At 61.5% G+C, this 24,819-nt stretch carries 19 protein-coding genes; 7 read left to right on the forward strand and 12 right to left on the reverse strand.

Going from position 1 to position 24,819, the window contains the following annotated elements:
• Positions 1 to 68 precede the first annotated feature (68 nt).
• Positions 69 to 908 (reverse strand): YdjY domain-containing protein, encoded by an 840-nt coding sequence (locus tag VGN12_14045; protein ID HEY4310568.1) that lies wholly within the window; start codon positions 906 to 908, stop codon positions 69 to 71.
• Positions 909 to 1,157: 249 nt separating this feature from the next.
• Here VGN12_14045 and VGN12_14050 point away from each other — a divergent pair, with 249 nt between their 5' ends.
• The 3 genes from VGN12_14050 (at position 1,158) to VGN12_14060 (ending at position 4,171) form a co-directional block, all read left to right on the forward strand.
• A complete protein-coding gene (locus VGN12_14050) occupies positions 1,158 to 3,074 on the forward strand; it encodes a hypothetical protein (GenBank protein HEY4310569.1) in 1,917 nt (638 codons plus the stop codon).
• A 90-nt stretch (positions 3,075 to 3,164) separates the two neighbouring features.
• On the forward strand, positions 3,165 to 3,869 hold the full coding sequence (locus VGN12_14055) for a YggS family pyridoxal phosphate-dependent enzyme (protein ID HEY4310570.1): 705 nt from the start codon (positions 3,165 to 3,167) through the stop codon (positions 3,867 to 3,869).
• Entirely contained in the window at positions 3,866 to 4,171 is a 306-nt protein-coding gene (locus VGN12_14060; GenBank protein HEY4310571.1) for a DUF167 domain-containing protein, read from the forward strand. Before VGN12_14055 ends, VGN12_14060 begins: the two co-directional genes overlap by 4 nt.
• Before the next feature lie 48 nt (positions 4,172 to 4,219).
• Here the strand turns inward: VGN12_14060 and VGN12_14065 are convergent, their stop codons facing one another.
• From VGN12_14065 to VGN12_14110, 10 genes are all read right to left on the reverse strand, one after another.
• On the reverse strand, positions 4,220 to 5,038 hold the full coding sequence (locus VGN12_14065) for a hypothetical protein (GenBank protein ID HEY4310572.1): 819 nt from the start codon (positions 5,036 to 5,038) through the stop codon (positions 4,220 to 4,222).
• 45 nt (positions 5,039 to 5,083) lie between these two features.
• Entirely contained in the window at positions 5,084 to 6,142 is a 1,059-nt protein-coding gene (cheB, locus tag VGN12_14070; GenBank protein ID HEY4310573.1) for a chemotaxis-specific protein-glutamate methyltransferase CheB, read from the reverse strand.
• 74 nt (positions 6,143 to 6,216) lie between these two features.
• Positions 6,217 to 9,099, reverse strand: coding sequence for a hybrid sensor histidine kinase/response regulator (locus VGN12_14075; GenBank protein HEY4310574.1), 2,883 nt, complete (start codon positions 9,097 to 9,099; stop codon positions 6,217 to 6,219).
• Positions 9,096 to 9,827, reverse strand: coding sequence for a chemotaxis protein CheW (locus tag VGN12_14080; protein HEY4310575.1), 732 nt, complete (start codon positions 9,825 to 9,827; stop codon positions 9,096 to 9,098). The genes VGN12_14075 and VGN12_14080 overlap by 4 nt, the downstream gene beginning before the upstream one ends.
• Positions 9,824 to 11,113, reverse strand: coding sequence for a CheR family methyltransferase (locus tag VGN12_14085; protein ID HEY4310576.1), 1,290 nt, complete (start codon positions 11,111 to 11,113; stop codon positions 9,824 to 9,826). The genes VGN12_14080 and VGN12_14085 overlap by 4 nt, the downstream gene beginning before the upstream one ends.
• Positions 11,110 to 11,562 carry a chemotaxis protein CheW gene (locus VGN12_14090; GenBank protein ID HEY4310577.1) on the reverse strand — a complete coding sequence of 151 codons (453 nt, stop codon included), beginning with the start codon at positions 11,560 to 11,562 and terminating at the stop codon, positions 11,110 to 11,112. The genes VGN12_14085 and VGN12_14090 overlap by 4 nt, the downstream gene beginning before the upstream one ends.
• Before the next feature lie 14 nt (positions 11,563 to 11,576).
• Positions 11,577 to 13,223 (reverse strand): methyl-accepting chemotaxis protein, encoded by a 1,647-nt coding sequence (locus tag VGN12_14095; GenBank protein ID HEY4310578.1) that lies wholly within the window; start codon positions 13,221 to 13,223, stop codon positions 11,577 to 11,579.
• A 257-nt stretch (positions 13,224 to 13,480) separates the two neighbouring features.
• Positions 13,481 to 14,710, reverse strand: coding sequence for a SpoIIE family protein phosphatase (locus VGN12_14100; GenBank protein HEY4310579.1), 1,230 nt, complete (start codon positions 14,708 to 14,710; stop codon positions 13,481 to 13,483).
• 559 nt (positions 14,711 to 15,269) lie between these two features.
• Positions 15,270 to 16,895: a chaperonin GroEL gene (gene groL, locus VGN12_14105; GenBank protein ID HEY4310580.1), complete on the reverse strand. Its 1,626-nt coding sequence runs from the start codon at positions 16,893 to 16,895 to the stop codon at positions 15,270 to 15,272.
• Positions 16,896 to 17,118: 223 nt separating this feature from the next.
• Positions 17,119 to 17,445, reverse strand: coding sequence for a co-chaperone GroES (locus tag VGN12_14110; protein ID HEY4310581.1), 327 nt, complete (start codon positions 17,443 to 17,445; stop codon positions 17,119 to 17,121).
• A gap of 489 nt (positions 17,446 to 17,934) precedes the next feature.
• Here VGN12_14110 and VGN12_14115 point away from each other — a divergent pair, with 489 nt between their 5' ends.
• The 4 genes from VGN12_14115 (at position 17,935) to VGN12_14130 (ending at position 23,991) form a co-directional block, all read left to right on the forward strand.
• The gene (locus VGN12_14115) at positions 17,935 to 19,089 is read left to right on the forward strand and encodes a hypothetical protein (protein HEY4310582.1); all 1,155 of its coding nucleotides are present in this window, start codon (positions 17,935 to 17,937) and stop codon (positions 19,087 to 19,089) included.
• Between the two features lie 49 nt (positions 19,090 to 19,138).
• Positions 19,139 to 20,365: a PQQ-binding-like beta-propeller repeat protein gene (locus tag VGN12_14120; GenBank protein HEY4310583.1), complete on the forward strand. Its 1,227-nt coding sequence runs from the start codon at positions 19,139 to 19,141 to the stop codon at positions 20,363 to 20,365.
• A gap of 9 nt (positions 20,366 to 20,374) precedes the next feature.
• Positions 20,375 to 21,658 carry a 3-phosphoshikimate 1-carboxyvinyltransferase gene (gene aroA / locus VGN12_14125; protein ID HEY4310584.1) on the forward strand — a complete coding sequence of 428 codons (1,284 nt, stop codon included), beginning with the start codon at positions 20,375 to 20,377 and terminating at the stop codon, positions 21,656 to 21,658.
• Between the two features lie 149 nt (positions 21,659 to 21,807).
• Entirely contained in the window at positions 21,808 to 23,991 is a 2,184-nt protein-coding gene (locus tag VGN12_14130) for a fused MFS/spermidine synthase (protein HEY4310585.1), read from the forward strand.
• 16 nt (positions 23,992 to 24,007) lie between these two features.
• Here the strand turns inward: VGN12_14130 and VGN12_14135 are convergent.
• Positions 24,008 to 24,819: pentapeptide repeat-containing protein (locus VGN12_14135; GenBank protein HEY4310586.1), on the reverse strand; the 812-nt coding region annotated here is incomplete at its 5' end.

A 24,819-nucleotide genomic window follows, 5' to 3' on the forward strand; every position in this document is an offset into this window, starting at 1 on the left:
GCCGGCCGCAACCACTGTTGAACGAAGGGACCGTCATCGAGGAGTTGGTTTAAGAATCTCGATGCACGTTATTTCCCCGGCGCCACCTTTCGCGACGAAGGACCGCTCGCTTTCGGCTTGTCTTCCAACCGTGGCGTTAGCACCAGTGTCACCTTGGTGCCGGTCGGAGGGATGTTGTCGGTCATGGCCTCGAACAACAAGGCTTCGTTCGATTGGCTACTTTCGACAGGCAAGTCGAGCATGGCGCTGTTGAAGTTCGAGATACAGATGAAATCGCCGTCCTCAGCCTTGTAGAATTGCTGGCCGCTGGTTTCGTCCTTCCAAAAGCCGCTGCCGCCGAAGACCCAATAGTCCGTCATCGCCTTGCCGGTTTTCACGTTGCGAATCCAGTCCTGGGCGTTGGCGTGTTGCCGCTTTCCCTTTTCGTCGGTCCAGAACAGCGTCACATCCACGCGTGGCCCGTGCGCGGCGACATACTTCGGCGCGAACTGCGCCGCTGCGCCCGGCTCGGCCCCCAAAGCTACGAGTGCCGCGTGTACGACGTAAGCCTTGGTCGGCACGGCCAGGATCGACTCGTGTTCCTTGGTTCCCTTTAGGCAGGCGAACATTTCGAGCTGCCCTTCGCGCAAGCAGACTTCTCCGACCGTCACAACCCGTTTGTTCTTGGCATCCAGCCACACTTTGCCGTCGGGCGACAGCCGCTTCAGGCCGGGCGGATCCTTGGTATCGTCGCGATCCGCGAGTGGGTCGATGTCCGCAGGCGTCTCCGCGGATTTCACGGATACCGTCTTGGGAACCGGCGCTTTTTGAGCGGGCGTCTTTTGCCCCAGGGCCGTGTGCGAGGCCCCGATTAGAGCCACACCTAATAGTGCGCTGCACAGATTCCTGACAACTCTCAAGCGGCTCATGGTTTCTCGCACCCGCAGTGCGGCCTTTTCGCAAAAAAACTGCCTGTCGGGCGGGTTTAATTCCCGCCTACCACTGTTAAGATACTGCCGTGCTAGCGGTGCGTCCAATCGACTGACTCTTTGCGCGGCGAGTCGCTGCGTGGGCGTATGCTGGATCGGGAAATCGATTTCCCGACGCGTGCAGTAACTCGCCTCTGCTGCTGACTCGATTGCGGTGCGCCGCCTGACGGAGAAAGGATTTAGCCACTGATGGCAACGATGACCTCTCAAAGCGCCGGCTCTCAAAGTTCCGATTCAGCCGGCGCTGCCTCGCGGAGTGTGCTATCGCTTCGCGGTCATGAACTCGGTGGTAATTCCGTCTTGGTCAAGCCTGTCTGGCACAGCTCAACTCCGGGGCGCATCGCTCAGGCCGAGGAATGGGGCACGGCGAGCGAAGGCTGGAAAGCCCTCAGCGCGCACCTGGCACGCCGACCGGTTTCGCAATCCGTGGCGGCATTATTGCCCGGCAAGAGCATTTCGCTGGCCTGGGGTATGCCGGTCGCTGAACCTGTCACCTCCGGATCGCGCGTCCCGACGACCAGCGAACTCTGCGCCGCGCTCGATCGACTGGAACACGGCAAATCGTGGAAGCTCGGCACCAATGCGGTTGAAGTCGCTATCGCCTGGATGACGGAAACCGCCCGTCGCCACGGCACGACCGCTGGTCTGAACGGCAACGCGTTTGGCCTGGAATGCATCGCATTCGCACGGGCCCTGCCGGCGCTCTCCGGGCTGCTCCCCGGTGACCAGTGGTGGCAATTGGTTGACCGCTTATTCCTGGTCGTCGACGAGGCATCGCACGGAAATGAATTGTCCGTACTCGAGCGGCAGTGGCTCGCCGCCGAATTGCCGCTGGTGCTGGCTTACGTGCTGCCGGAACTGAAACCCGCACGCGAACTGGCCCGACGTGGTGGTCAGGAACTGGCGACGGCCCTGCGCACGGCAGTGGCCGCCGATGGCATGCCGTCCGCCCGGCAATGGGACGAGGTGCCAGCGCTTCTGGCGACGTGGGCGCGGTCGCGCATTCTGGCGCAATCACTGAAAAAGTCAGGCTGGAATCAAGAATCTCAAGATCGTTACGCGAACTTTGCCCGGCAAGTTCTCAGGCTGTCGCGCCGCGATGGCGGCCTGGCGCTTTCGAAAACCGAAGGCAGTCGTGCCGGGCGCGACTTGCTCGCCGCCGCTTTCGTAAGCGCCGACAGGGCCGATCGTATTCTGGCGACATCATTGATCGGTGGGCAAGAATTGCCGCGAAATGTATCGGCGAAATCCTTGCCCCCGCCTGCCGTGAATAACGAGGCGGCCGGGGTCACGGTATTGCGTCCCAATTGGTCGCGCAACAGCGAACGAGTCACGGTGACGCGTGCCGGGTCCGAGGTTCGCATCGAGCTGGCTTGCGGGCGAGACGTTCTGTGGTCCGGCGTCTGGACATGCGAAGTGCGCCGCAACGGCGAGTTGCTCGTCCCCGAGGCCGACGCCGAATGGGACGAGGTCTGCTGGACGAGCACCGAGGATGCCGACTATCTCGAACTCGAGATCGCGCTGCCGGAGAACATTCGCGTGCAGCGACAAATTGTGCTCGCCCGCGAAGACGGCTTCTTGTTTTTAGCGGATGCCGTGTTGGGTACCGAGGCGGCGTCGCTGGAATATCGTGGCGCGTTGCCGCTGGGAGCGGAAGTCAGTTTCGATCCCTCGACCGAGACCCGCGAAGGCTATCTGGTAGGCCGCAAGCCGCGGGGGCTGGCGTTTCCGTTGGCACTGCCCGAGTGGAAGGCCCAACCAAGCGCCGGCGCGCTGGAGGGCACGCTCGAACAGACGCTCGAATTGCGTGCCGCGCGACGTGACGCCCGCTGTCTGTACGCTCCCCTGTTCATCGATCTGAACAGCCGGCGAATCTTCCGCCCCGCCACCTGGCGACAACTGACCGTGGCCGAAGATCGGCAGACACTGTCGCCGGATGTGGCCGTCGGGTATCGGGTGCAGGTGCGCGACGAGCAGTGGCTGCTCTATCGATCTTTGGGCAAGCGCGGCAACCGCACGCTGCTGGGGCATAACCTGGTTTCGGAGTTCCTGGTTGCCCGCTTCAAAACCGACGGCGATATCGAGCCCTTGGTCGAAATCGAATAAGCGCGAGAATTGGCGCGCTGCCGACGTTCCCGATTGATATGATTCGGGCGCGCGTGCCCGTCGCGCTGTAAACCCTCGCCGCCGCCAAGCATGTCCGATGCTCTCCGTATCTCTGAAAATCTCGTCCAGGTGCGCGAGCGGATCGCTGTCGCGGCCGCCCGCGCAGGTCGCCAGGCGGACGAAATCACGCTCGTAGCCGTGACGAAATATGCCGACGAGCAGGCGATTTCGGCCTTGCTGGACGCGGGCTGCCGCGATCTTGGCGAAAGCCGGCCTCAACAGCTATGGCAGCGAGCCGCGACGTTCGCCGGGCGTGATATTCGCTGGCACATGATCGGCCATATGCAGCGCAACAAAGTCGCGCGCACCATACCGCTGGTTTCGCTGGTGCACTCCTGCGACAGCCCGCGGTTGGCCAGCGCGCTCGACGAAGCTGCCGCGGCGCAAGCGACCGGCCGCGTGCCGGTGTTAATCGAAGTGAACATTTCGGCCGATCCGGCTAAGCATGGCTTCGGAGCGGCCGAACTGCCTGATGCACTGGCGCAGTTGGCGACGCTCGCGCACATTCAGGTGCGCGGACTTATGGCGATGGCCGGTCGCGCCGATGATCCCGTGGCGGCGCAAACGGACTTTCGCCATCTTCGCTTGTTGCGCGACAAACTTCGCGACACAGCACCAACAGCCATTTCGCTCGACGAACTTTCGATGGGCATGAGCGGCGATTACGAGATCGCCATCGCCGAGGGGGCCACGATCGTCCGCGTCGGCTCGGCATTGTACGAGGGGGCGGAATGATCGAGCTCCGCCCGCACGCGCATGGGATCGTCCTGCCGGTGCGAGCACAGCCGGGCGCGCGACGTGCCGCGATTACGGGCGAGCATGGCGGTATGTTGAAAGTCAGCGTCACGGCTCCGCCCGACAAGGGCAAAGCCAATCAGGCGATCGTCGAGCTGCTGTGCGAAGCACTGACGTTATCACGCTCGCAGGTCGAATTGTTGTCCGGCCAGACATCGCGCACGAAGCAATTCTTGATCCGCGATCTCCCGGCCGACGAAATCGCCAAGCGAATCGCGATCTGCCTGAATGATCTCTCGTAGCACGCACGACGTACGTCAATCGCGTGCGATCAAGCCGAGCATTCTTATCTAGCGTGCTTGAATCGTCGCGTTACCAATCGGCAGCAGCGGATGCCCTGCCAAGGCTTGCCAAAGTATGGCGCCCGTCAGAGCCGCGTAGAACAGTGCCACCGTGGCGAAGGCCGCGACTTGCCGGGGCGAAGTGCGCACGAGCTTTCCGCGACTGATTGAGTATCCCACAAGCGGCAGAATCTGCAGCGCATGCAATGCCAACGCATGCGCCGGGCGAAGATCTCCGCCGACGGCGTTCCAATGCACTACCGGCAGGCCCGGCCCTCCGTCAGTGCCCCCGTACGAATGCCCTTGATGCGCCACCATGCCCACACCGATAACGCCCCCGGCGATGACGCCTGCCAACCCTAATCGAATGCCCCACAAATAAGGCGGCGGAAGCGGCGCATTCCGCCGGAAAAACAGCACCAACAGTAGCGCATCCAAACCGGTGCTGAACAAAATCATCAGCCCCATCACGCTGAAGATTGCACCGTCGAGCGGTGTCGCATCGTTAAAGTGCGATGTTGTGCCGCGCAGCGATTGCCCACCGATGCACACGATCTCGACCGTCATGGCGACGCACGTACCCCAGCGAACGAGCGCCTTGGCCCAAGCGGGGCCCGTCAGATGCGGCAGGAACCAGGCCAAGGTCCACGCGTAGATCGCGATCGAGGCCGCGAACTTCGCTGGCTTGATCCAGGGATTGATGCCGAGGATCGTGCGCGGATCAAACGGCATCGCCGCGAGCATTGCGATCAATAGCGCGATCTGAAACCAGCCCAAGCGCGACAGCACACGATCGCGACGATCAATTTCGCGCAATACTGCGAGCATGCGTACGGGCTCCATCGACAGCGGCGATCGTTGGCGGCAGTTGTTTTAGCGGACAGCGCGGCGGTTTGTGGCTAGAACATGCCCCAGGATTTCCGGGCCAATCTTCGACAAAGGAAGACTCTGCTCGACAGCCTGCAACTCGACGGCCGCCTTGGGCATGCCGTAGACGACCGACGTTCCCTGGTCTTGGGCCAACGTCAGCCAGCCGGCTTTCTTCAACAGCAAAATGCCACGGGCACCGTCGCTACCCATGCCCGTCAACAGCGCTGCGACGCCGGGAGTGGTCCAATGACGCGCAGCGCTTTGGCAGAATACGTCCACTGACGGACGGTACGGGTATGCGCCAGGCTCAGAGGAATAATGAAACCGTTTGTCCGAGCGCAGCAACAGATGGTCATTCGTCGAGGCGAGCGCCACGGTGCCAACCTTCGGCTCTTCGCCGGCACGCGCGACGGTAACCGACATGCGGGTCCGGGTCGCCAACCAATGCGCCAGCCCCGGGGCAAAATCGAACCCAATGTGCTGTACGACCACGACGGCGGCCGGTAGGTCGGCCGGCAAAGCCGAAAGGACCTGGGCAACGGCCTCGGGTCCACCGGTCGAAGCTCCCAGGATCACCAGCGGCGGTACTGCGCCGGTATCAACCTGGGGAGGCCGGGAACCGCCGGCAACAACGGCCGAGTCTGCGGAAGCCGGCGTCAGCGAGCTGATCTGTTTGCTGCGCACCAGCTTTGCGATCCGCGCGAGCATGGGCTCGGCTTCGCGCACTTCGCCGCCCGGGCCAAAGACCGGCGTATTCACCGCATCCAGTCCGCCATGCCCCATCGCGGCGTACACCTGGTTCAGATTGCCCGTGACGCTCGACGTGACCAGCAGGATCGGGCATGGCGAGCCCGCCATGATCTGCCGCGTGGCTTCGACGCCATCCATGACGGGCATGATCAAGTCCATCAGAACAATGTCAGGCACGTCGCGCGCCGCCTGAGCCACGGCGTCAGCGCCGTTCTCGGCGACCCAGGCAATCGAATAGCCAGGAACCGAGAGCACGGCGCGGCGCAACACCTCGCGCGCCAAAGCCAAATCGTTAACGATCGCGATACGCATGTGGACTCGAACCGAAGTGCGCGGCGTTGCCCTTGCCGCGATTGACTGATTTCATCTTATCGTTCGGATTGCGTCTAGGCCGATTCGCCGACGCAATCCCGGACCGCCTGCACGAATGTCTGGTCGTGAAAACTGCTTTTGGTCAAGTAATAGTTGGCCCCCACGTCGAGTCCGCGCATGCGATCCTCGGGCCGCTCCTTGTACGAGACGATGATCACCGGCAGATTGGCCAGCGACGCGTCGGCGCGAATCATTTGTACAAGTTCCAAACCGTTCATGCGAGGCATATCGACGTCCGAGATCACCAGGTCGAAGGGCTCGCTGCGAACCATGTTCCACCCTTCCTGGCCATCGACGGCGACCGTCACGTCGTAGCCGTGGCTGCGCAGGATTTGCCGTTCGACTTCGCGCACCGTGATCGAATCATCGACGACCAGCACTCGCTTTTTTCTAACGGTGGCATTTTCGGCGCGCGTATGTCGCTGGAGCGCGCCCCCCTGAATGTGGCGGTCCAGCGAACGGATCAGATCCTCGACGTCGGCGATCAAAACCGGCGCGCCATCATCCAGGATTGCCGCGGCGCTGATGTTGGGCACTTTGCCCAGTCGGCCGTCGAGCGGCCGTACGACGAGATCCTGCTCGCCGCGGAAATCGTCAACGATCAGGCCGTATTGCCCCGTCGAGTCACTAACCAGCAGCACCAGCATTTCACGCTTGTCGAGCGGCTTCTTCGAAAGCCCTAAGGCTTGCGAGGCGAGCAACACGCCCACATTCTGCCCGTCAACGACGATGAACTGCCGATTCTCGAGCGACTTGAGCGCGGACTCGTTGATTTGCAGCAGACGGTCGATGCGATTGTGCGGAAATGCGTACGGCTCGCCATCGATTTCCACAATGACGGCCCGCAATACCGAGAGCGTAATCGGCAATTGCAGGTGAAACGTGGCGCCGTGGCCCAGGCGCGTTGTGACGCGGACCGAGCCGCCAATGCGGCGAACCGACTGTTGCACAACGTCCAACCCAACGCCCCGGCCAGAATATTCTGTAACCTTGTCGGCGGTTGAAAAGCCCGGCAGAAAAAGGAACTCCAGCACTTCGGCCGGCGACATCGATTCGGTCAGTTCAGCGGTTGTCAGCCCACGCTCGACGATCTTGCGACGGATGCGTTCGACGTCGAGTCCCCGTCCATCGTCGGTAATCGTGATCGCGAGCATGCCGGCACGATGCTTGACTTCGAGCTTGATGAGACCACCGGGCGCCTTGCCTGCCGCCTGGCGGACGTCAGGCATTTCGATACCATGATCGACCGCGTTGCGCAGCAGGTGCGTGAGCGGCGCTTCGAGCTTTTCGAGCACGTCGCGATCGACGTCGGTTTCCAGCCCATCGATCTCCAAACGAACCTGCTTGTCCAGTTGCCGAGCCATGTCACGCACCAGCCGCGGGAATCCGTGCGCGCCATCGCCGAACGGACGCATGCGGCTGACGATTACTTCGTGATAGAGCCGACTATTGAGGTCTTCGGCCTGCGCCGCGTGATCGTCGAAGGCCACCAAGCGCTCGGCTAGCATCTTGCGGCATTGCGCCGTGCCAAGGCGGGCCTGATTCACTAAGCCGATCGTATCCTCGTCGGCGCCGCGGGTCGGCAGGGCATGCGAAAGGTTGTCGAGCAGCAGCGACACATCATCCTGGTGCTTTTTCAGCTTCAAAAGCGCCGTCGAAAACGGTTGCAGCCAGCGCGCTTGCACGAGCGACTCGCCTGCCAATCCCATCAAACGATTCAAGCTTTGCGCCGAAACGCGCACCACGGCTGCAGCCGCCTCGACGCTGGCGTCGGGAGGTGCCGGCGCGATCTCGGCGACTGCAGCGCCGGCCGGTGGCTCAGGCTCGCGAAGCTCCAACGCCTCGACCGTTGGTGGAACGGCCGTAGTCCCGGCGACCGGTTCAACCATCCGCTGCGCGGGCACTGGCGCTGCTTCGACGATCGTCGTTTCGGCTTGCAATTGCTGAGTGAGTGCCGCCACTTCCGGCGCGCGACGCGTTTGCCAATCAGAGAGGGCCGCGGCGTCGATCGCGACAAGTTCGGCTAGCACATCGAGCGCCGCGGCTAACGATTTGGCGTCGGCAGCCTCGAGTACCATGCCGCCCGAACGAACACGGGCAAAGAACTCTTCAAGCGCGTGGGCCAGCTCGACCGCCAGGTCGTTGTCGACGATTCTTGCCGCACCGCGAATCGTATGCGCGGCGTCGACCAATATCTCGAACTGACTGGCTTCGGCCGTGCCAGTCAGAATCGCGATCAACGTTTGTTGGGTGACGAGCGCATGGCTGCGAACTTCTTCGCGGAAGACGTCGAACATCGAGAAATCTTCGCCCGGCTCGAGTGGCTCGGCCGGAATGGCGATCGCCGACAGTGCCGCAACCGCCGCCTTTTTGTCGACCGATCCGGATATTGCGTCCGTCGGCGGCGGCGACGCGGACGGCACTTTCTCGACGGGCGCTGGTGTCGGTGGCGAAGGTGCAACAGCAGCAGGAGACACGGCCGGGGCCGGACTCTCGCCGCGGGCCACCTGGCCGAGCAATTTCTCGAGCTGTGCGATCTCCGCGGCGTGACCACTCTGCCAGGCGCCGGTCGTTGCCTCGGTCGCGGTGCCCAATTCCGCCAACAGGTCGGTGCCACGCAGCAACTGGTCGATGTCGGCGGGCATGATCGTGATCTGCCCTTCCTGGGCCGCGACAAAGACATCTTCCATGACGTGGGCCAATTTCACGGCCAGGTCGATGCCGACAATCCGCGCCGCCCCTTTGATCGAATGAGCGGCGCGCATCAGCGGTTCGATTTGGCGCGGATTGCTCGCGTCGGCTTCGAGTTCGAGCAAGCCTTGGCTGAGCGCCGCCGCATGCGCGCGGGCTTCTTCCTGGAAGAGCTCGAACAGTGAAAAGTCGCCCCCTTGGCTCATACGATAGCCCTCGTTTTCAGGGCCTGACGCAACCGCTCGACGTCGAGAAAGCCGATCGTGCGATTCTCCTGCGCGAATATGCCACGCGACATGCGACCGCCGTAACGTCCGACCGTGGCCGGCACGCTCGTCAGGTCCGCAGCATGGAAACGATGCACCTGGTCGACCTCGTCGACAGGGAATACCCAGCGCTCGGATTCGAAATGCACCACCAGCAGCCGCGCGGTTGTTGCCGGTGTGTCAGTCGCCGAAACCGCTGCCGCTTGAGGCGCCGCGCCGTTGGGCGCCGATTTAATGAGCGCGGATTCGCTCGACGAGATGGCGAGCAACTGCCCAAGCCGGGCGCACATTTCGAGCTCCCCACGGATATTGACCAGGCCTGCCAGCAGGCCGCCCCGATGGGGAATGCGATGCACAGGTCGCACGGCGTGGACTTCGACCAGCACTTGGACCGGCAATGCCAGCCACTCCTCGCCAATGCGAAAAACCAGCGCGCTGTGGGCATCCGGAATGACCGCCTCGGGCGGAGCGGCGAGTCGAGCCCTGGCTTCTTCCAAATATCCCTGCGGCGCCGGCCCTGCCAACAGTCGGTCGCTGGCCGTGGCGAAGACCGGACAATTGTGGCAATGCACGAAGCGCGGCAACTCGGGACAACTATGGTCACCGCAGACACCGATGCGGTTCCAGCAATCGTCGATCGTTGCCAGTTGCGAGAGAGATTCGCTCATGCGTCACCTCCCTGGGTGGCTCGTTCGAGGCGCGATCGCAAAGCGGCCGCCTGCGAGTGAGCGCCCTGCTGTTCGCAGAGAAGCATCAAGTGCAGCAACGAATCGCCGTGATCGGGATCGAGGTACAACGCCTTCTCGAAATATTGCTTGGCACCTTTGTCGTGCCGTGCTTGCTGGATGATTCCCAAGAGCGTGAATAGGTCGGCCGTAGGCCCCGACTTGGTAAGTAACGCCTGGCAATCGGCCCACGCTTCGTCCAAACGGCCGGCATCTGCGTGCTGACGGGCAGTCGTGAGCGGATCGCCGGCGATCTCGGTCGGCACGGTTGGAGTCGTGCGCTTGGCAGCGGGCCTTGGTGAGACGGCAGCCTTCGCCCTGCGTCCCGCGTCCTGCCGCGATGCGGGAGACTTTGTGGCAACTGCTTCGCGCGTTGCATAGTTTGCAGCAGGTAAAGGCGCCAGAGCTGGTTTAGCAGGTGAGTCTGCTGCGGATACGCCCTCGCGCGCGTACAGGAAGCAACCATCAGGGCCAACATGGCGGAATCGACGATCGAGCGAACTCAGTGGCTCGGCGTGCCCCATCGCGATCAGTCCGTCGCTGGCGAGCAGCCGATCAAGGACGCCGATCACCTGTTGCCGGGCTGCGTCATGCAAGTAGATAAACAGGTTGCGGCAGAAAATCAAATCGTAGCGCGCGGCGCCGTGCAGAAAACCAGGCTCGACCAGATTCGCGCAATGAAAGTCAACCGTCGAACGAATCGATTCGTCGAGTTCCCAGCCGCCATCCACGGAGTGAAAATACCGTTCGCGCAGGTCCGGCTCGGTCTGGCGAAAGGAAAAGTCCGTGTAATGCCCCTTCCGTGCGCGGGCCAGAAATCTTTCATTGATGTCGCAGGCGTCGATATGCCAGGCTTTGCGCGGCACCTGCAATTCCGTCAGCGCGATCGAAAGCGAATAGGGTTCCTCGCCCGTGCAACAGGGGACGCATAAGACGCGGAATGGACGAGTGAGCGAACGATTTCTGGCGGCGTCCTTAATGCGCGCGGCGAGGTACGAGAACAACTCACCGCCACGGAAGAACCAGGTTTCGCAAACGACCAGCTCGTTGACCAGGGCTTCGAACTCTTGCGCCGAGTTTTGCAGTCGACCGGCATAATCCGACAGTTCTGCGATTCCTAGCGCGCGCTGCCGCAGAGCCACGGCCGACGGAACGACCGAGGGGCCGAGCGATTCGGGATCCAGCCCGATGCGCTTGCGCAGCAAACCAGTAATGGCATCAAGGTTCATGCCGTACACACCCCGGCCAGTTGCTCGCGGATCGAGGGAGTTAACAATCGGTCGATGTCGAGCAGACGCGTGATCTCACCCCGGTCGATAATGGCTGGGCCCAGCTCCGGTCGCGTAACAGCGCCGGCTGGCTCGACCGAGGAGTGGGTGATTTCGTGAATTTCGGAAACGTGCGCGGCCAACAGACCCAGCGAGCCTTCTGTTCCACCCGCCTGCGGCCAAGGGAGAAGAATGATGCGGCTGCTGAGTTGCTGGGGACAATCTCCCGCACCGAGTAGGCGGTGCAGGTCGATCACCGGAACAACGTTTTGAGCGTAGACGAACACGCCCGCCAGCCAGGGCGGAGCGCCGGCGACGCGTTCGAGCGGCACGCGCGGCACGACCAGGCTGATCTGGCGGACGTCGAGCGCTACGCGGCTGTTATCAATCTGAAACGTCAGGGCAAGCATCGGACGAATCGCGCCTAGGTTTTGAACTGGGCGATCTCCTCATTCAGCGTCTTCACGCTTTCACGCAAATGCGCCGTGGCGGTGTTGAACTCGTCGAGCGAGGCCACGGTTTGCTTCGTGCCGCTGGCCACGGTGAGCATGGCTTCGTTAATCTGCTCGGCGCCGATCGATTGATTGTGTACACCCTCGTTGACCAATTGAAAGCGGTCGCTGACGGTGCGGACCTCTTCGATAATCTGGCCGATCTGGCTGTTAATCTCGCCGACCCGGTCCATGCCGTGCCGCACTTCCTCGCTGAATTTGTCCATCTGCATCACGCCGGCCGAGACCGCGTCGTGCATGTGGCGGACCATGTTCTCGATATCGAGCGTGGCCACAGCAGTCTGGTCAGCCAGGCGGCGAATCTCGCGGGCCACGACCAGGAAGCCGCGACCATATTCGCCTGCCTTCTCGGCCTCGATGGCAGCATTGATCGAGAGCAGGTTGGTTTGGTCCGCCACCTTCGTAATTGTGGTGACGACGACGTTGATATTATCCGCCTTCTCGCGAATCAGGGCCAGCTTCGTCGAAATCGAGGCCGTCGATTCGACCAATTGGCTCATTGTCGATTCCATATCGGCCAACCGCGTGCGCCCCGACCCCGCCAGCGTGGCGGCCTGGTGTGCCCGCTGGCTGACTTCGCTCATCGTGCCGGCTAGTTCCTTGCCGGTGGCCGAAATCTGACGGACCGCCGCTGCGATTTCGGTCGTCGAGCTGCTTAGGTCTTGAACGGTGTTTTCCTGCTGCTTGGCCGTGGCTGCGATCTCGGACGCGGTGGACAACAGCGTCAGGCTCGATTCACGCACTTTCACGACCACGGCATGAATCTTCCCGATCATGGCGTTGATCCCCGAGCCCAGTTGCCCCATCTCGTTGCCACAGTCGACGGGAATGCGAGCGGTGAGGTCGCTGGCTCCGCTGGCCATCTCGTGAATGCGCGAGACGAGGGCTTTCGTCGCGTCGACTACGTCGCGCGCCACGACCCAGCCCAGCGAGGCCACCAGCGCGACCGAGACGATGCTGACGATGATCATCGTGATCAGCCAGAAATGGACCTTCTGCTCGGCCTCTTGTTGTTCGGAAATTGTGCGGTCATGCCCGATCTTCACCGCGCGATCGATTGCTTCGCGGTGTTCTTCGTAGAGCGGTCGCACTTGCTCGCTGAAAACCTTGTTGGCGGCATCGTGCTTCCCTTCTTCGACCAGGGGAAGGAAATCTCGATTCGCTACCTTCATTAAGCGCTCGACCGAGGGAAGCACGTCGGTCCGCAGCGCGATCTTCGTCGGCCCTTCGTACATCGCCTCCATCCAATACGCCTTGCGGGCTTCGAACTTTCCTTCCAAGGCATGAAATTCCGCGATCAGCTTTTTGGTTTCATCGGGATCACTGCTGGCCGTGATTTCGAACAGCGACAAGTACGGCTCGATGACAAACAGCGTGCAGGGCTCGAACTCGGCCATCGCCGTCTTGCGCAGCATCAAGCGCTCGTAGAGCGGACCGTTGACGCCGAAATTGGCCAACAGGATCAGGGCAACGGCCAGCACGATGGCCAGTCCCAGCGCACTGAAGACGACAATGCCGCGAAGCCTGCGTTGGATCGTGGCGTTACGAAAGAGAGCCATGGTGTACGCCTATCGGGGACGTTTGTTAAAAACCTTGGGAAGGCCGTAGTCAAAATCACTTGCCGTGCGAGCCGCAATTGGCCCGATTCCGCTCGTAAGCGACCTTCAAATGTAAGTGCCGCTTAGAGTTCGGCGCAGAAATTCGGCGGCGCCTGGGAATCGGTTCACGTCGTGGCCAGCGCCGGCATGCGGCACAAATCGAATAGCCCCTACGACCGGTTCCCCCGCAGCATCATCTGCCGCGAGAGCAACGGCGTCTACAATCGGGCTTCGACGACCGAAAAATCGTCGTCCAGAATCTCGGAATCCCCCAACTGCCGGACATGAGACAAAAGCGGGTCGGCGATCGGCCCGTGATCCGTTGGCAACGCCGACACGAATTTAACGAATTCCGAGTGCTTCCACATGTCGCCGTCGGTCTTTTCGATCTCGTAGGCCCCGTCACTGTAAATCAACAGTCGGGCGTAAGACCCTAATTGCACTTCGCTTGTGGAGTACGGCATCCCTTCGACCATGCCAATGGCCAGGCCATCAGCCTCGAGCGTTTGCACCGGGGCTTCGTTGACGCTCGGTCCTGTGTACACGAGCGCGGGCGGATGCCCGGCGTTGCTGAATTTGAGCTTACGCGTGGCCGGTTCAAACACCCCATACCAGATGGTGAAGTATTTGCCGTTTTGCTTCTCCATCTGAAATACGTCGTTCAGCCGTTCCAGAACCTGGCCCGGATCGCGGAAATCGGTCTCGGCCAGCGAGTGGCCCGATAGCATGTTCATCGCCGAGACGGCCAATAGCGACGATCCGACACCGTGACCACTGACGTCGAGCAGGTAGATCGCAAAATGCTCGGCATCGATCCAGTTGTAGCCGAACATGTCTCCGCCGAGCTGCGTCGACGGCACGAATAGATAATCGATCGCAATATCGCCCGTCAGCTTCTCGGGCAGCAGTGACTGCACATAGCGCGCGGCCTGACCGACTTCTTCGGCCAATTGCTGCTGGCTTTCGGCCAGTTGACGAAAGGCTTCGTCGCGTTCGAGCCGCGAAATGTACGCCCGCGAGTGATAGCGAATGCGGGCCAGCAACTCGATCCGATCAGGCAATTTCACCAGATAATCGTTGGCACCCAACGCAAAGGCCTGAGCCTTGATCGTCGGCTCTTCTTTGCTGGAGAGGACGATCATCGGCGTATCGCGCGTGGACTTGTTGGCGCGAAAAAACTTCACCAATTGCAGCCCGTCGATGTCCGGCATGACCAGATCCTGCAGGATCACGGTCGGTTGCACGGCGTTGGCGGTCGCAATGGCTTGCGTGGGATCCGAGCAGTAATGGAATGTGATATCGGTTTCCGGCGCGAGCATACGGCGGATCGATTCGCCGACGATGACCTGATCGTCCACCAGCAGCACAACGACAGGATGCGACGGCGCGGCGGCGCGCGATGCCGCGGTGGGCTTCTTGGCAACGGTCGTGGTCGCGGTTTCGGTCATGCGTCAGCTCGGGGCGGTTTCGCGACGATTGCACCGCCTGGGCGGTGCGACATCGATCGCATGGTGGCCGGATCATCATGCCGGAGCGGGCCGATCCGGTAAAGGGCTGCCGGCTGCCGGCTGCTTGTCGCAGCGCGATCCGCCCGGATTTCATGTCTACCGATGATCTCCGACGAACATCGGCGTCCCAGATTCATACCTCCGAATGACTAGCGCGGCCACCCGCTGATGGTTTCGTTCGTTTCGTGTTATTCGTTCTATTCAAGATTGTCCTTATTTGCCGCTAGTTCGTGGCGCGTCGGAGTCGCTTGCAATTCGACGACCACGGAGATTAAGGAATCAAAAACCACGAATATCACGAATGATACGAATGGAGCAGAAGCCTCGTCGTCCAACGTGGCGCCAAAGCTCTTATTCGAGTTATTCGTAGTTAACAAAACTACTTGTGTTGTCCTGGACCTCTGCCCCATAAAAAAACCTCGCCGGATTCCGTCTTGCGACAGGAACCAGGCGAGGTTGATTTTTGCGACCGCAGCGAAGAATTTCTTCGCCGTGCCGATTAATACATGTCGTAGTCGCCGCCGTGACCGGCGCCACCCTTCTTGCCGGCGTCCTTCGGCTTGTCGGCGATCAGGGCGTCGCTCGTCAGCAACAGCGTAGCGACGCTCGCGGCGTTCTGCAGTGCCGTGCGGGTCACCTTGGTCGGGTCGATGATGCCGGCCTTCACCAGGTCTTCGTAGACGTCGGTCGCGGCGTTGTACCCGTTGTTCCCCTTGGCTTCCAGCACGCGCTCGCAGACGATGCCGCCGTCTTGACCGGCGTTCGAGGCAATCGTGGTCAGCGGGGCACGCGCCGCACGCAGGATGATGTTGTAACCCACCTCCTGATCGTGCGTCAGACCTTCGGGCTTCACCGAGTGCGAGGCCCGCAGAATCGCGACGCCACCACCGGGGAGAATACCCTCTTCGACCGCGGCACGCGTGGCGTGCAGCGCGTCTTCGACGCGGGCCTTCTTCTCCTTCATTTCGCTTTCGGTCGCGGCGCCGACGTTGACCTTGGCCACGCCGCCGGCCAGTTTCGCGAGGCGCTCTTCCAGCTTCTCGCGATCGTAGTCGCTGGTCGAGTTCTCGATTTCGCGGCGGATCTGGTCGATGCGCGCCTTGATCTCCGTGCCCTTGCCGGCCCCTTCGATGATCGTGGTGTTATCCTTGTCGATCACGACCTTCTTGGCCCGCCCCAGGTCACCGATCTGCATGTTGTCGAGCTTGATGCCCAAGCTTTCGAACACCGCGGTGCCGCCGGTCAGGATGGCGATATCTTCGAGCATGGCCTTGCGGCGATCGCCGTAGCCAGGCGCCTTGACCGCGGCGCACTTGAACGTGCCACGCAACTTGTTAATGACCAAGGTCGCCAGGGCCTCGCCCTCGACGTCCTCGGAAACGATCAACAGCGGGCGACCGGCGTTGACCACGGCCTCGAGCACCGGGACCAATTCCTTGACGTTCGCGATCTTCTTCTCGTAGACCAGGATGTAGGCGTCTTCCAGGACGACTTCCATCTTCGTCGAGTCGGTGATGAAGTACGGCGACAGGTAGCCGCGGTCGAACTGCATGCCTTCGACCCACTCGACCTCGGTCTTCAAGCTCTTGCCTTCGTCGACCGTGATCACGCCGTCCTTGCCGACCTTTTCCATGGCTTCGGCCAACAGCTCACCGATTTCGGTGTCGTTGTTGCTGGCCACGGTGCCGACCTGAGCCATTTCCTTCTTGCTCTTGATCGAGATCGACATCTTCTTCAGCTTGTCGGTGATGTCCTCGACAGCCTTGTCGATGCCTTGCTTCATCTGCAACGGGTTGACGCCCGCGACCACGGCCTTCAAACCTTCGTTGTAGATCGCCTCGGCCAACAGGGTGGCCGTCGTGGTGCCGTCGCCGGCGATGTCGCTAGTCTTCGATGCGACTTCGCGGACCATGCGGGCGCCCATGTTTTCATAGACGTCTTCCAGGTCGATTTCCTTGGCCACGGTGACGCCGTCTTTGGTCACGGTCGGCGAGCCGAAGCTCTTCTGCAAAATCACGTTGCGACCCTTCGGACCGAGCGTCACCTTGACGGCCCGTGCCAGCTTCGAAACGCCGCGGCGAATCGCCTCGCGCGCTTCCTGGTCAAATGCAATGGTCTTTGCCATCAGTCGAATTCTCCTAAACGATTGTGAAAGCGAGTGCCCGACGTCGCGGGCCGCTTACCTGAAATTTTTGTCATGCTCGGGCCGCCGCCTGCCGGATCCATACGTCCGATCGACGGGCGGTTTGCCCTGCTATGTCGTTCACCGGGATCGCGGCCAGACCGTTTTCGATCACGCCTGCCCAACTCGATCACCGCCAGCCCGCCTGCGTTACTCCCCGTCTGAGTTACTCAATGACGGCTAGAATGTCGTCTTCCCGCATCAGCAACAGTTCTTGCTCGCCGATCTTGAATTCGTCGCCGGCGTACGAGACGAACAACACGCGATCGCCGACCTTGACCTGCAGCTTGCCGCGGCTGCCGTCGTCCAACAGCTTGCCGTCGCCGACGCTCACCACCGTGCCACGGGCCGGCTTGTCCTTGGCCGAATCGGGGAGCACGATGCCTCCGGCCGTCTTCGACTCGGACTCTTCACGTTCGACCACTACGCGGTCGCCCAGCGGTTGCAGCTTGATCTTGCTCGGGGTCTTTTTATTCTTGGTAACCGTCGACATCGCTTGTTCGCCTCCGAAATTTCTCGAACAGGGAAATCTGGCAAAATGAAAAAGGAAGCCCGGCCGGGCAGAGTCGACCACCAGGGGGCTGCCAATTGTGCGTATCCGTAGCGCAGTCGAGCCCCCGAAAAGCAATTGCCGGGCCAAGAACGCAGCGTCCGTCGTAAGATGCTTTTTGGAAATGGCTTAGCGTCAGGGCCCCGAATTCCGTCCACAGACGTGGCCGCACGATCCGGCAGTCCAACTTCGCCGAGCCCCAACCTCTGCTGCCAGAATGGCAGGGCAGGACTTAAAGACGGTATCTGATACCCCTTTTGCAGCGAACTGCCTCGCGTGGGTGGTCGTATTTCAACGGAACGCGGATCAATGCCCCGTAGTCAACTCTCAGCTTCCCAAGTTGTGACGACCGTCTAGAATGCGTCGGCCGCACGGTTTCGTTCGGTCCGTCGTGCAACGGCCCGCCAACTTCTGCCCCGCCAGGTGCCTGCCATGTTACGCCTCGCGTTCGCCATGGTCGTCTTTGTGGGAATGGTCATCTGTTCACAGTCGGCCCAAGCAGGCCTCGACGAGCAACTCGCGACGCTCAAGGCTGTCGGCAACGAGGGGGCCGGCAACACCGCCGCTCGCCAGGCGTGGCAACAAGTGACCAAGGCTGACGCCACGGCGATACCCAGCATCCTGGCGGCGCTTGATGACGCCAGCCCACTGGCCGCCAACTGGCTGCGTGCATCGGTCGATGCGATCGCCGAGCGGCAGCTACGGCAAGGGGGCGATCTCCCCAAGTCCGCCCTGGAGAAGTTCGCACTCGATACCAAACATTCACCTCGCGCCCGTCGTCTGGCCTTCGATTGGCTGTGCCGCGTGGATACCTCGGCCGACGATCGTTTGATCCCGCAGTTGCTCAACGATCCGAGCGTCGAGTTTCGCCGCGACGCGGTGGCGCGACTGATCACCGAGGCCGAGGCCGATGAGACGGCTCAGAAAGCCGACGCGGCTCGAGACACATTCCACAAGGCGCTAACCGCGGCGCGTGACCTGGACCAGGTGAAGGAGATCGTCAAAAAGCTGGAAGGCTTTGGCGAGAAAGTCGACCTGACACGGCACTTCGGATATCTGATCCAGTGGAAGTTGATTGGCCCTTTCGACAACACCGACGAGAAAGGGTTCGACGTCGCTTTCCCGCCCGAGGACGCCATCGATTTCGCGTCCGAGTACAAGGGATCAACGGGCGCCGTGAAATGGATCGACCACGCGACCGAAGACGCCTATGGCAAGGTCAATCTGAACAATGCGCTAGGCAAGGCCAATTCCGTGACTGCCTACGCGGCCACCGAGTTCCTGGCCGACAAGCCTGAGAATGTCGAGATCCGGCTCACATCGACCAACGCGAACAAAATATGGCTCAACGGCCAACTCGTCGCTCGGAACAACGTCTATCACGCCGGCGAACAGATGGACCAGTACATCGGCAAGGGAAAGCTCAAGGCCGGAAAGAACCTGATCCTGGTCAAGCTGCTGCAGAACAACCAAAAGGAAAGCTGGGCACAGGACTGGGATTTCCAGCTTCGCGTGTGCGACGCATCCGGAACCGCGATCCTATCGCGCGATCGGATCGCCCGGGCCGCGACCGACCCAGCACGCTAGAAACAAAAACGATACGCCACCTGGCCTGACGTCGAAGGAACGAACCGCTATGACTCGTGCTCTGCTGCAAACGCTGTTGCCGCTGCTGTGCGTAACGTTCACGGCTGGCGCGGACTGGTTGCACTTCCGCGGCTCGGATAATCGTTCGGTCGCTACGAGCGCCGCGCCCCCTTTGGCGCTCGCCAAGGACGAATCGGGCATCGAGCATAACGTCGCCTGGAAAACGGCGGTTCCCGGTCGCGGCGTATCAAGCCCGATTCTGGTCGCAGGCAAAGTCATCGTCACGGCCGCAAGCGGCTACAACCAGGATCGCCTGCATGTCCTGTGCATCGATGCCAAGACTGGCGATGTTTCCTGGGAGCGACAGTTCTGGGCCACGGGGCGCACGATGTGTCATCCCACAAGCTCCGTCGCCGCGAACACACCATCCAGCGACGGCAAACGCATCTACGCCTTCTTCTCGTCCAACGACCTGGCTTGTCTCGACCTCGACGGGAATCTGCTCTGGTATCGCGGACTGACGCACGACTTCCCCACCGCGGCCAACGACGTCGGCATGTCGGCCTCGCCGCTGGTACTGGGGGACACGGTCGTCGTCCAAGTCGAGAACAAGGGAGACTCGTTCGCCGCCGGCATCGACGCCGAAACCGGCGAATCGCGCTGGCGCATCCCGCGCTCGGCCGAAATGAACTGGACGTCGCCGGCCGTGCTGCGAGGCGACAAACGCGCCGATGACCTGGTACTGCTGCAATCTCCCACGCGTTTCACGGCCCACAATCCGCACACCGGAGAGCAGGTGTGGAGTTACGAAGTCGCTTGTTCGTCGATTCCCTCACCCGTGGCCGAAGGAAACACGATCTACGTCCCCTCGGGCGGATTGACCGCCTTGCGTTATCAACCCGCAAGCAAGGCGGCCGAAGTCATATGGGCCACGAACTCGCTCAGCCCCGGCAATGCCAGTCCCGTGGTCGATAATGGCCGGGTCTACACGATCAACGGGGCCGGCGTGCTCTTGTGCGGCGATGCCACGACGGGCGAATCGAAGTGGAAGCTACGCTTGAAGGGGCAGTTCTGGGCCACGCCGGTCGTCGCCGGCGATTACATGTATATTTTCAATCAAGATGGGCTGGCCCAGGTCGTCCAGCTTAACGATCAGTCGGGCGAGATCGTGTCGCGTGGAGATTTTGGCGAGCCGATCTTCGGCACGCCGGTCATCGCCGACGGCGCCCTTTATGTCCGGACTGACAGTCACTTGTGGAAAATCGCAGGGCACTGAGCCAACGACGTGGATTCATCGCCGCCAACCATCGAAATTCGCCCTGCTGGTCCGTTCGACGCCACGATTCGTCCTCCCGGCTCGAAGAGCATTACCAACCGCGCACTGATCTGCGCCGCGCTCGCCTCGGGACAATCGACGCTCACCGGCTGCCTCGATAGCGAAGACACGCGCGTCATGGTCGCCGCGCTCGGCAAACTGGGGATCAACGTCGAGGCTGATGCCACGCGGCAAACGCTGACCGTCAAGGGTTGCGGTGGCAAGATTCCGGCCGCGAGTGCCGATCTGTACGTGGCCAACAGCGGTACCACGGTCCGCTTTCTCACCGCTATGCTCGCGCTTGCACACGGCACGTTTCGCCTGGATGGCACGCCGCGGATGCGCGAGCGACCGATCGACGATCTGCTCGCCGCACTGATGCAGCTTGGTGCATCGGCCGTCAGCGAAGCGGGCAATGGCTGCCCCCCCGTCGTCGTTACGGCCCGCGGCCTCGCCGGCGGTCGCGCGATCGTGCGTGGCAGTATCTCGAGTCAATACCTCAGCGGCTTACTAATGGCCGCGCCCTGTGCCGCGCAGCCGGTCGAAATCGTGGTCGAGGGGCAACTCGTCTCGCAACCGTACGTGTACATGACGCTGGCCGTGATGCGGGCGTTCGGCGTGTCGGTCGAGCCGGGCGACCTCGCGCGGTTTGTGATTCCGAATTCGGCTTCCTATCGCGGATTGTCGTACGACGTCGAGCCCGACGCTTCGGCGGCCAGTTACTTCTGGGCTGCGCCGGCCATCGCTGGTGGTCAGGTAACCGTCGCTGGTCTTTCGCGCGACAGCCTGCAAGGGGATGTGGAATTCGTGGACGTTCTGGCCCGAATGGGTTGCCACGTCAGCGACTCGCCCGCAGGCATCGCGGTGCGCGCGGCCGAGAAACTGCGTGGTATCGACGTCGATATGAACGCCATCAGCGACACGGTGCAAACACTGGGCGCCGTGGCACTGTTCGCCGAAGGGCCGACCACGATCACAGGCGTGGCCCACATTCGCCACAAAGAAACCGATCGCATCGCGGCGCTGGCCACCGAGCTGCGCAAGTTTGGCGCCACGGTTGACGAGCGCCCGGATGGTTTGCGAATCGTCCCAGCGGCCTTGCACGCCGCCACGATTGACACCTATGACGATCATCGCATGGCGATGAGCATGGCGCTGATCGGATTGCGCGTGCCGGGTGTCGTCATCCGCGATCCTGGCTGCACGGCCAAAACCTATCCCGAATTCTTCACGGACCTGGCCCGCCTGTCGTAATCGCTCGCCGCCGCGACGTGATTCGTCATCGCCTGTCGTTGGTTATACTTCGCTTATGAATTGCGCGCGCGCTCGAAAATGAGCAGGCATCGGGCAAAGCCACCGCCGCGCGAGTTCCTTGACGATCCCTCCGCAATGACAGGCTGGCGATGATTTGGTACGCCCTGACAATTTTCTGGAGCGCGTTCCTGCTGTTTTTGGTGCAGCCGATTCTGGGAAAGCAGATTCTTCCCTGGTTCGGTGGCACGCCCGCGGTGTGGACGACCTGCCTGCTGTTCTTTCAGATTTTGCTCTTGGGGGGCTATCTCTATGCGCACGCCCTGACGGCCTGGTTGACACCGCGCGCGCAGGCGCTGTTGCACATCGCGCTCTTGGGCTCGTCGCTGTGGTTCTTGCCCATCGCGGCTGATCCCAGTTATCGAATGGCGGTCGAATCGTCTCCCATCTGGCAGATTCTGGCGCTGCTGGCCTTCACCGTCGGGGCGCCATACTTCCTGATTTCGGCCACCGGTCCCCTCCTGCAAGCCTGGTTTGCAAAGACGCACGTCGGTTCTCCCTATCGCTTGTACGCGCTGTCGAACGTCGGCTCGCTCTTGGCGTTGTTGAGCTATCCGTTTCTGGTCGAGCCCAACTTCAAGCTCGGCATGCAAACGCATGGCTGGTCGTGGGGCTACGCCGCGTTCGCGATTGTGTGCGCGCTGTGCGGCGTGCAATTACTGCTGGCCGAACGGCGCCGTGCCGCTGGAACGTCCGACGCGCATGCACCGCCGGTTGCGTCGGACCGGAACGCTCCGTCGGAACCGCATCCTGCCGAAGCGCGTCCCGGCTGGGGCATGATGGCCCTCTGGCTCGGACTGGCCGCCGGGGCGTCGGGCATGTTGATGGCCACGACGAATCAAATCTGCCAGGAAGTGGCCATAGTCCCCTTCTTGTGGATCCTCCCGCTGACGTTGTACCTGCTGTCGTTCATCATTTGCTTCGACAGTCCCCGCTGGTACGACCGGCGCGTGTTCATCCCGCTGCTGGCCCTGTCGATCACGGCCGCCGCAACGATGCTGTTCATGGGGGTCTCGGCGCCGCTAACCGCGCAAATCGGAACGTACAGCGTGACGTTGTTCGCCTGCGCGATGACGTGCCACGGAGAATTGGTCCGCGCGCGGCCGCACTCACGTGACCTGACGTTGTTCTATCTGTGCGTGGCCAGCGGCGGAGCGCTGGGAGGCGTCTTCGTGGCCTTGGTCGCGCCGGCCATCTTCGATGGCTTCTGGGAGTATCATCTGACGCTCGTGCTCTGCCCGGCCTTGGTGCTGGCGGCGATCACGCGCGAAGTCAACTGGCTATGGTATCGGCGCCGCCCCACGTCGCTGGCCGCGGTGCTGCTGCTCTGCTTCTCGGGCCTGATCGCGGCGCTGCTGATTCACATCCACGAGTATCGCAAAGGGGTGCTATTCGGCACGCGGAATTTCTACGGCGTGGTGCGCGTGCGCGATGCCGACGACCCGTTCACCGAATCGCCGATGCGCAAGCTAGTGCATGGCGCCATCTGGCACGGCATGCAGTTGCTCGAAGGCGAAATGCGCACGTGGCCCACCAGCTATTACGCGCGCACCTCGGGCGTCGGCCTGGCGATCGAGCAGCATCCGCGCCGCACGGAATTCGATCCGGTGAATCGAACCTTGCGAATCGGCGTCGTCGGCTTGGGGGCCGGCACTGTCGCGGCGCTTGGCCAGGCCGGTGATGAGATTCGTTTCTACGACATCAATCCCGACATCATTCACATCGCGCAGGAGTACTTCTATTTTCTGGAAGATAGCGCCGCGCATTGGACCATCGCCGAAGGGGATGCACGGCTGGTGCTCGAGCAGGAGCTGGCCGACAACGGGCCGCAACAGTTCGACGTGCTGATCATGGACGCGTTCAGTAGCGACGCCATTCCCATGCACCTGCTGACCACCGAATGCATCGCGATGTATTGGAAGCATCTGCGGCCGGACGGCATTCTGGTCGTGAACATTTCAAATCGCAACGTCGACCTGGACCCCGTGGTGCTGGCCATCGCGCAGTCGTCTGATAAGCAAGTGCGCGTGTGCGAATCGGACGAAGATCGCGAGCAGGGAGCGTTTTCAGCCACGTGGGCCCTCATCACCAGCAACGAAGATTTCCTGAACGCGGCCGACGTCGCCTTCCGCACCGAAGACCTGCCGAAAGGAACCGTGCCCGTCGTATGGACCGACGACTACGGCAGCCTGTGGCAAGTACTACGCGCGTTCGACGCCTCGGAAATCACCGACTGGATCAAGGACCACGTCTGGCGAGTGCCGGAGAGCGAGTAGCGTGCAAAGTGCGCGCTTACAGCATCGTCCGGAACGCCTCGTCTTGGATTTCTTCATAAAGCTGCTTTTGGCAATCATTCAATTGGCCGAGAAGATCGTCGAGCCAAATATTGTCAACCCACTTCTTCGGTTGATCGCGCAGAGTGGACTTGATCTGCTCCGCGAACGCCGCGATCGTCGCGCCGTCGTCCGCATATTCCTTGCGTCGGGCAACTTTCACGAGCGCGTTCAATATTTCCAACGGATACGCAAGCGGATCGTCGCCGAATTGAGTCGTCTCATCGAACGTCGCCTGACGTAGATCGACACCCCGCTGAAATAGCTTTCCGCTATTGTCGTAGCGATCTTCGGTCCAAACGTTGACCAGAGACGCTCCGCGAAAATCGGTTGTCTTGTCGATCTTCGCTTCCTGGAACTGCGCTTCGTCGAGCTTGGCGCCGCGAAAATCACAGCCGATCAGATTGGCGCCGACAAAACATACTCCTTTGCAATCCGCACCGGCGAAAGACGAGCCGGAGAGATCGCTTTGATCAAAGTAAGACGAAGGAAGCCGTGCGTCGTCGAAACAGCAGCCTCGCGAAGAAGCCTGCTTGAAATAGCACTTGCGGAACTTGACCTTGCGGAAGCTTGCGCCATCGAGCCGCTGATGAAAGCTAGAACCTTCACTTACAGACTCGTCGAACCGAGCCCCAGTCAAGTCGCAATGAAAGAAGCTACCGACATCGGAGAAGGAGAAATCCGTATTGGAAAAATCCATCTCCATTCCACTCGCGATATCAGAACCTCGCAGGTCGCGCCCATTGGGAACGTCATCTCGAAAGGGAAGTC

The sequence above is a fragment of the Pirellulales bacterium genome (genome assembly GCA_036499395.1).
GTDB lineage: Bacteria > Planctomycetota > Planctomycetia > Pirellulales > JACPPG01 > JACPPG01.

What these genes read in the sequence shown, in the direction of transcription:
- VGN12_14045 (HEY4310568.1), bottom strand. Translation starts at nt 908, where the DNA reads ATGAGCCGCTTGAGAGTTGTCAGGAATCTGTGCAGCGCACTATTAGGT.
- VGN12_14050 (HEY4310569.1), top strand. Translation starts at nt 1,158, where the DNA reads ATGGCAACGATGACCTCTCAAAGCGCCGGCTCTCAAAGTTCCGATTCA.
- VGN12_14055 (HEY4310570.1), top strand. Translation starts at nt 3,165, where the DNA reads ATGTCCGATGCTCTCCGTATCTCTGAAAATCTCGTCCAGGTGCGCGAG.
- VGN12_14060 (HEY4310571.1), top strand. Translation starts at nt 3,866, where the DNA reads ATGATCGAGCTCCGCCCGCACGCGCATGGGATCGTCCTGCCGGTGCGA.
- VGN12_14065 (HEY4310572.1), bottom strand. Translation starts at nt 5,038, where the DNA reads ATGCTCGCAGTATTGCGCGAAATTGATCGTCGCGATCGTGTGCTGTCG.
- cheB (HEY4310573.1), bottom strand. Translation starts at nt 6,142, where the DNA reads ATGCGTATCGCGATCGTTAACGATTTGGCTTTGGCGCGCGAGGTGTTG.
- VGN12_14075 (HEY4310574.1), bottom strand. Translation starts at nt 9,099, where the DNA reads ATGAGCCAAGGGGGCGACTTTTCACTGTTCGAGCTCTTCCAGGAAGAA.
- VGN12_14080 (HEY4310575.1), bottom strand. Translation starts at nt 9,827, where the DNA reads ATGAGCGAATCTCTCTCGCAACTGGCAACGATCGACGATTGCTGGAAC.
- VGN12_14085 (HEY4310576.1), bottom strand. Translation starts at nt 11,113, where the DNA reads ATGAACCTTGATGCCATTACTGGTTTGCTGCGCAAGCGCATCGGGCTG.
- VGN12_14090 (HEY4310577.1), bottom strand. Translation starts at nt 11,562, where the DNA reads ATGCTTGCCCTGACGTTTCAGATTGATAACAGCCGCGTAGCGCTCGAC.
- VGN12_14095 (HEY4310578.1), bottom strand. Translation starts at nt 13,223, where the DNA reads ATGGCTCTCTTTCGTAACGCCACGATCCAACGCAGGCTTCGCGGCATT.
- VGN12_14100 (HEY4310579.1), bottom strand. Translation starts at nt 14,710, where the DNA reads ATGACCGAAACCGCGACCACGACCGTTGCCAAGAAGCCCACCGCGGCA.
- groL (HEY4310580.1), bottom strand. Translation starts at nt 16,895, where the DNA reads ATGGCAAAGACCATTGCATTTGACCAGGAAGCGCGCGAGGCGATTCGC.
- VGN12_14110 (HEY4310581.1), bottom strand. Translation starts at nt 17,445, where the DNA reads ATGTCGACGGTTACCAAGAATAAAAAGACCCCGAGCAAGATCAAGCTG.
- VGN12_14115 (HEY4310582.1), top strand. Translation starts at nt 17,935, where the DNA reads ATGTTACGCCTCGCGTTCGCCATGGTCGTCTTTGTGGGAATGGTCATC.
- VGN12_14120 (HEY4310583.1), top strand. Translation starts at nt 19,139, where the DNA reads ATGACTCGTGCTCTGCTGCAAACGCTGTTGCCGCTGCTGTGCGTAACG.
- VGN12_14130 (HEY4310585.1), top strand. Translation starts at nt 21,808, where the DNA reads ATGATTTGGTACGCCCTGACAATTTTCTGGAGCGCGTTCCTGCTGTTT.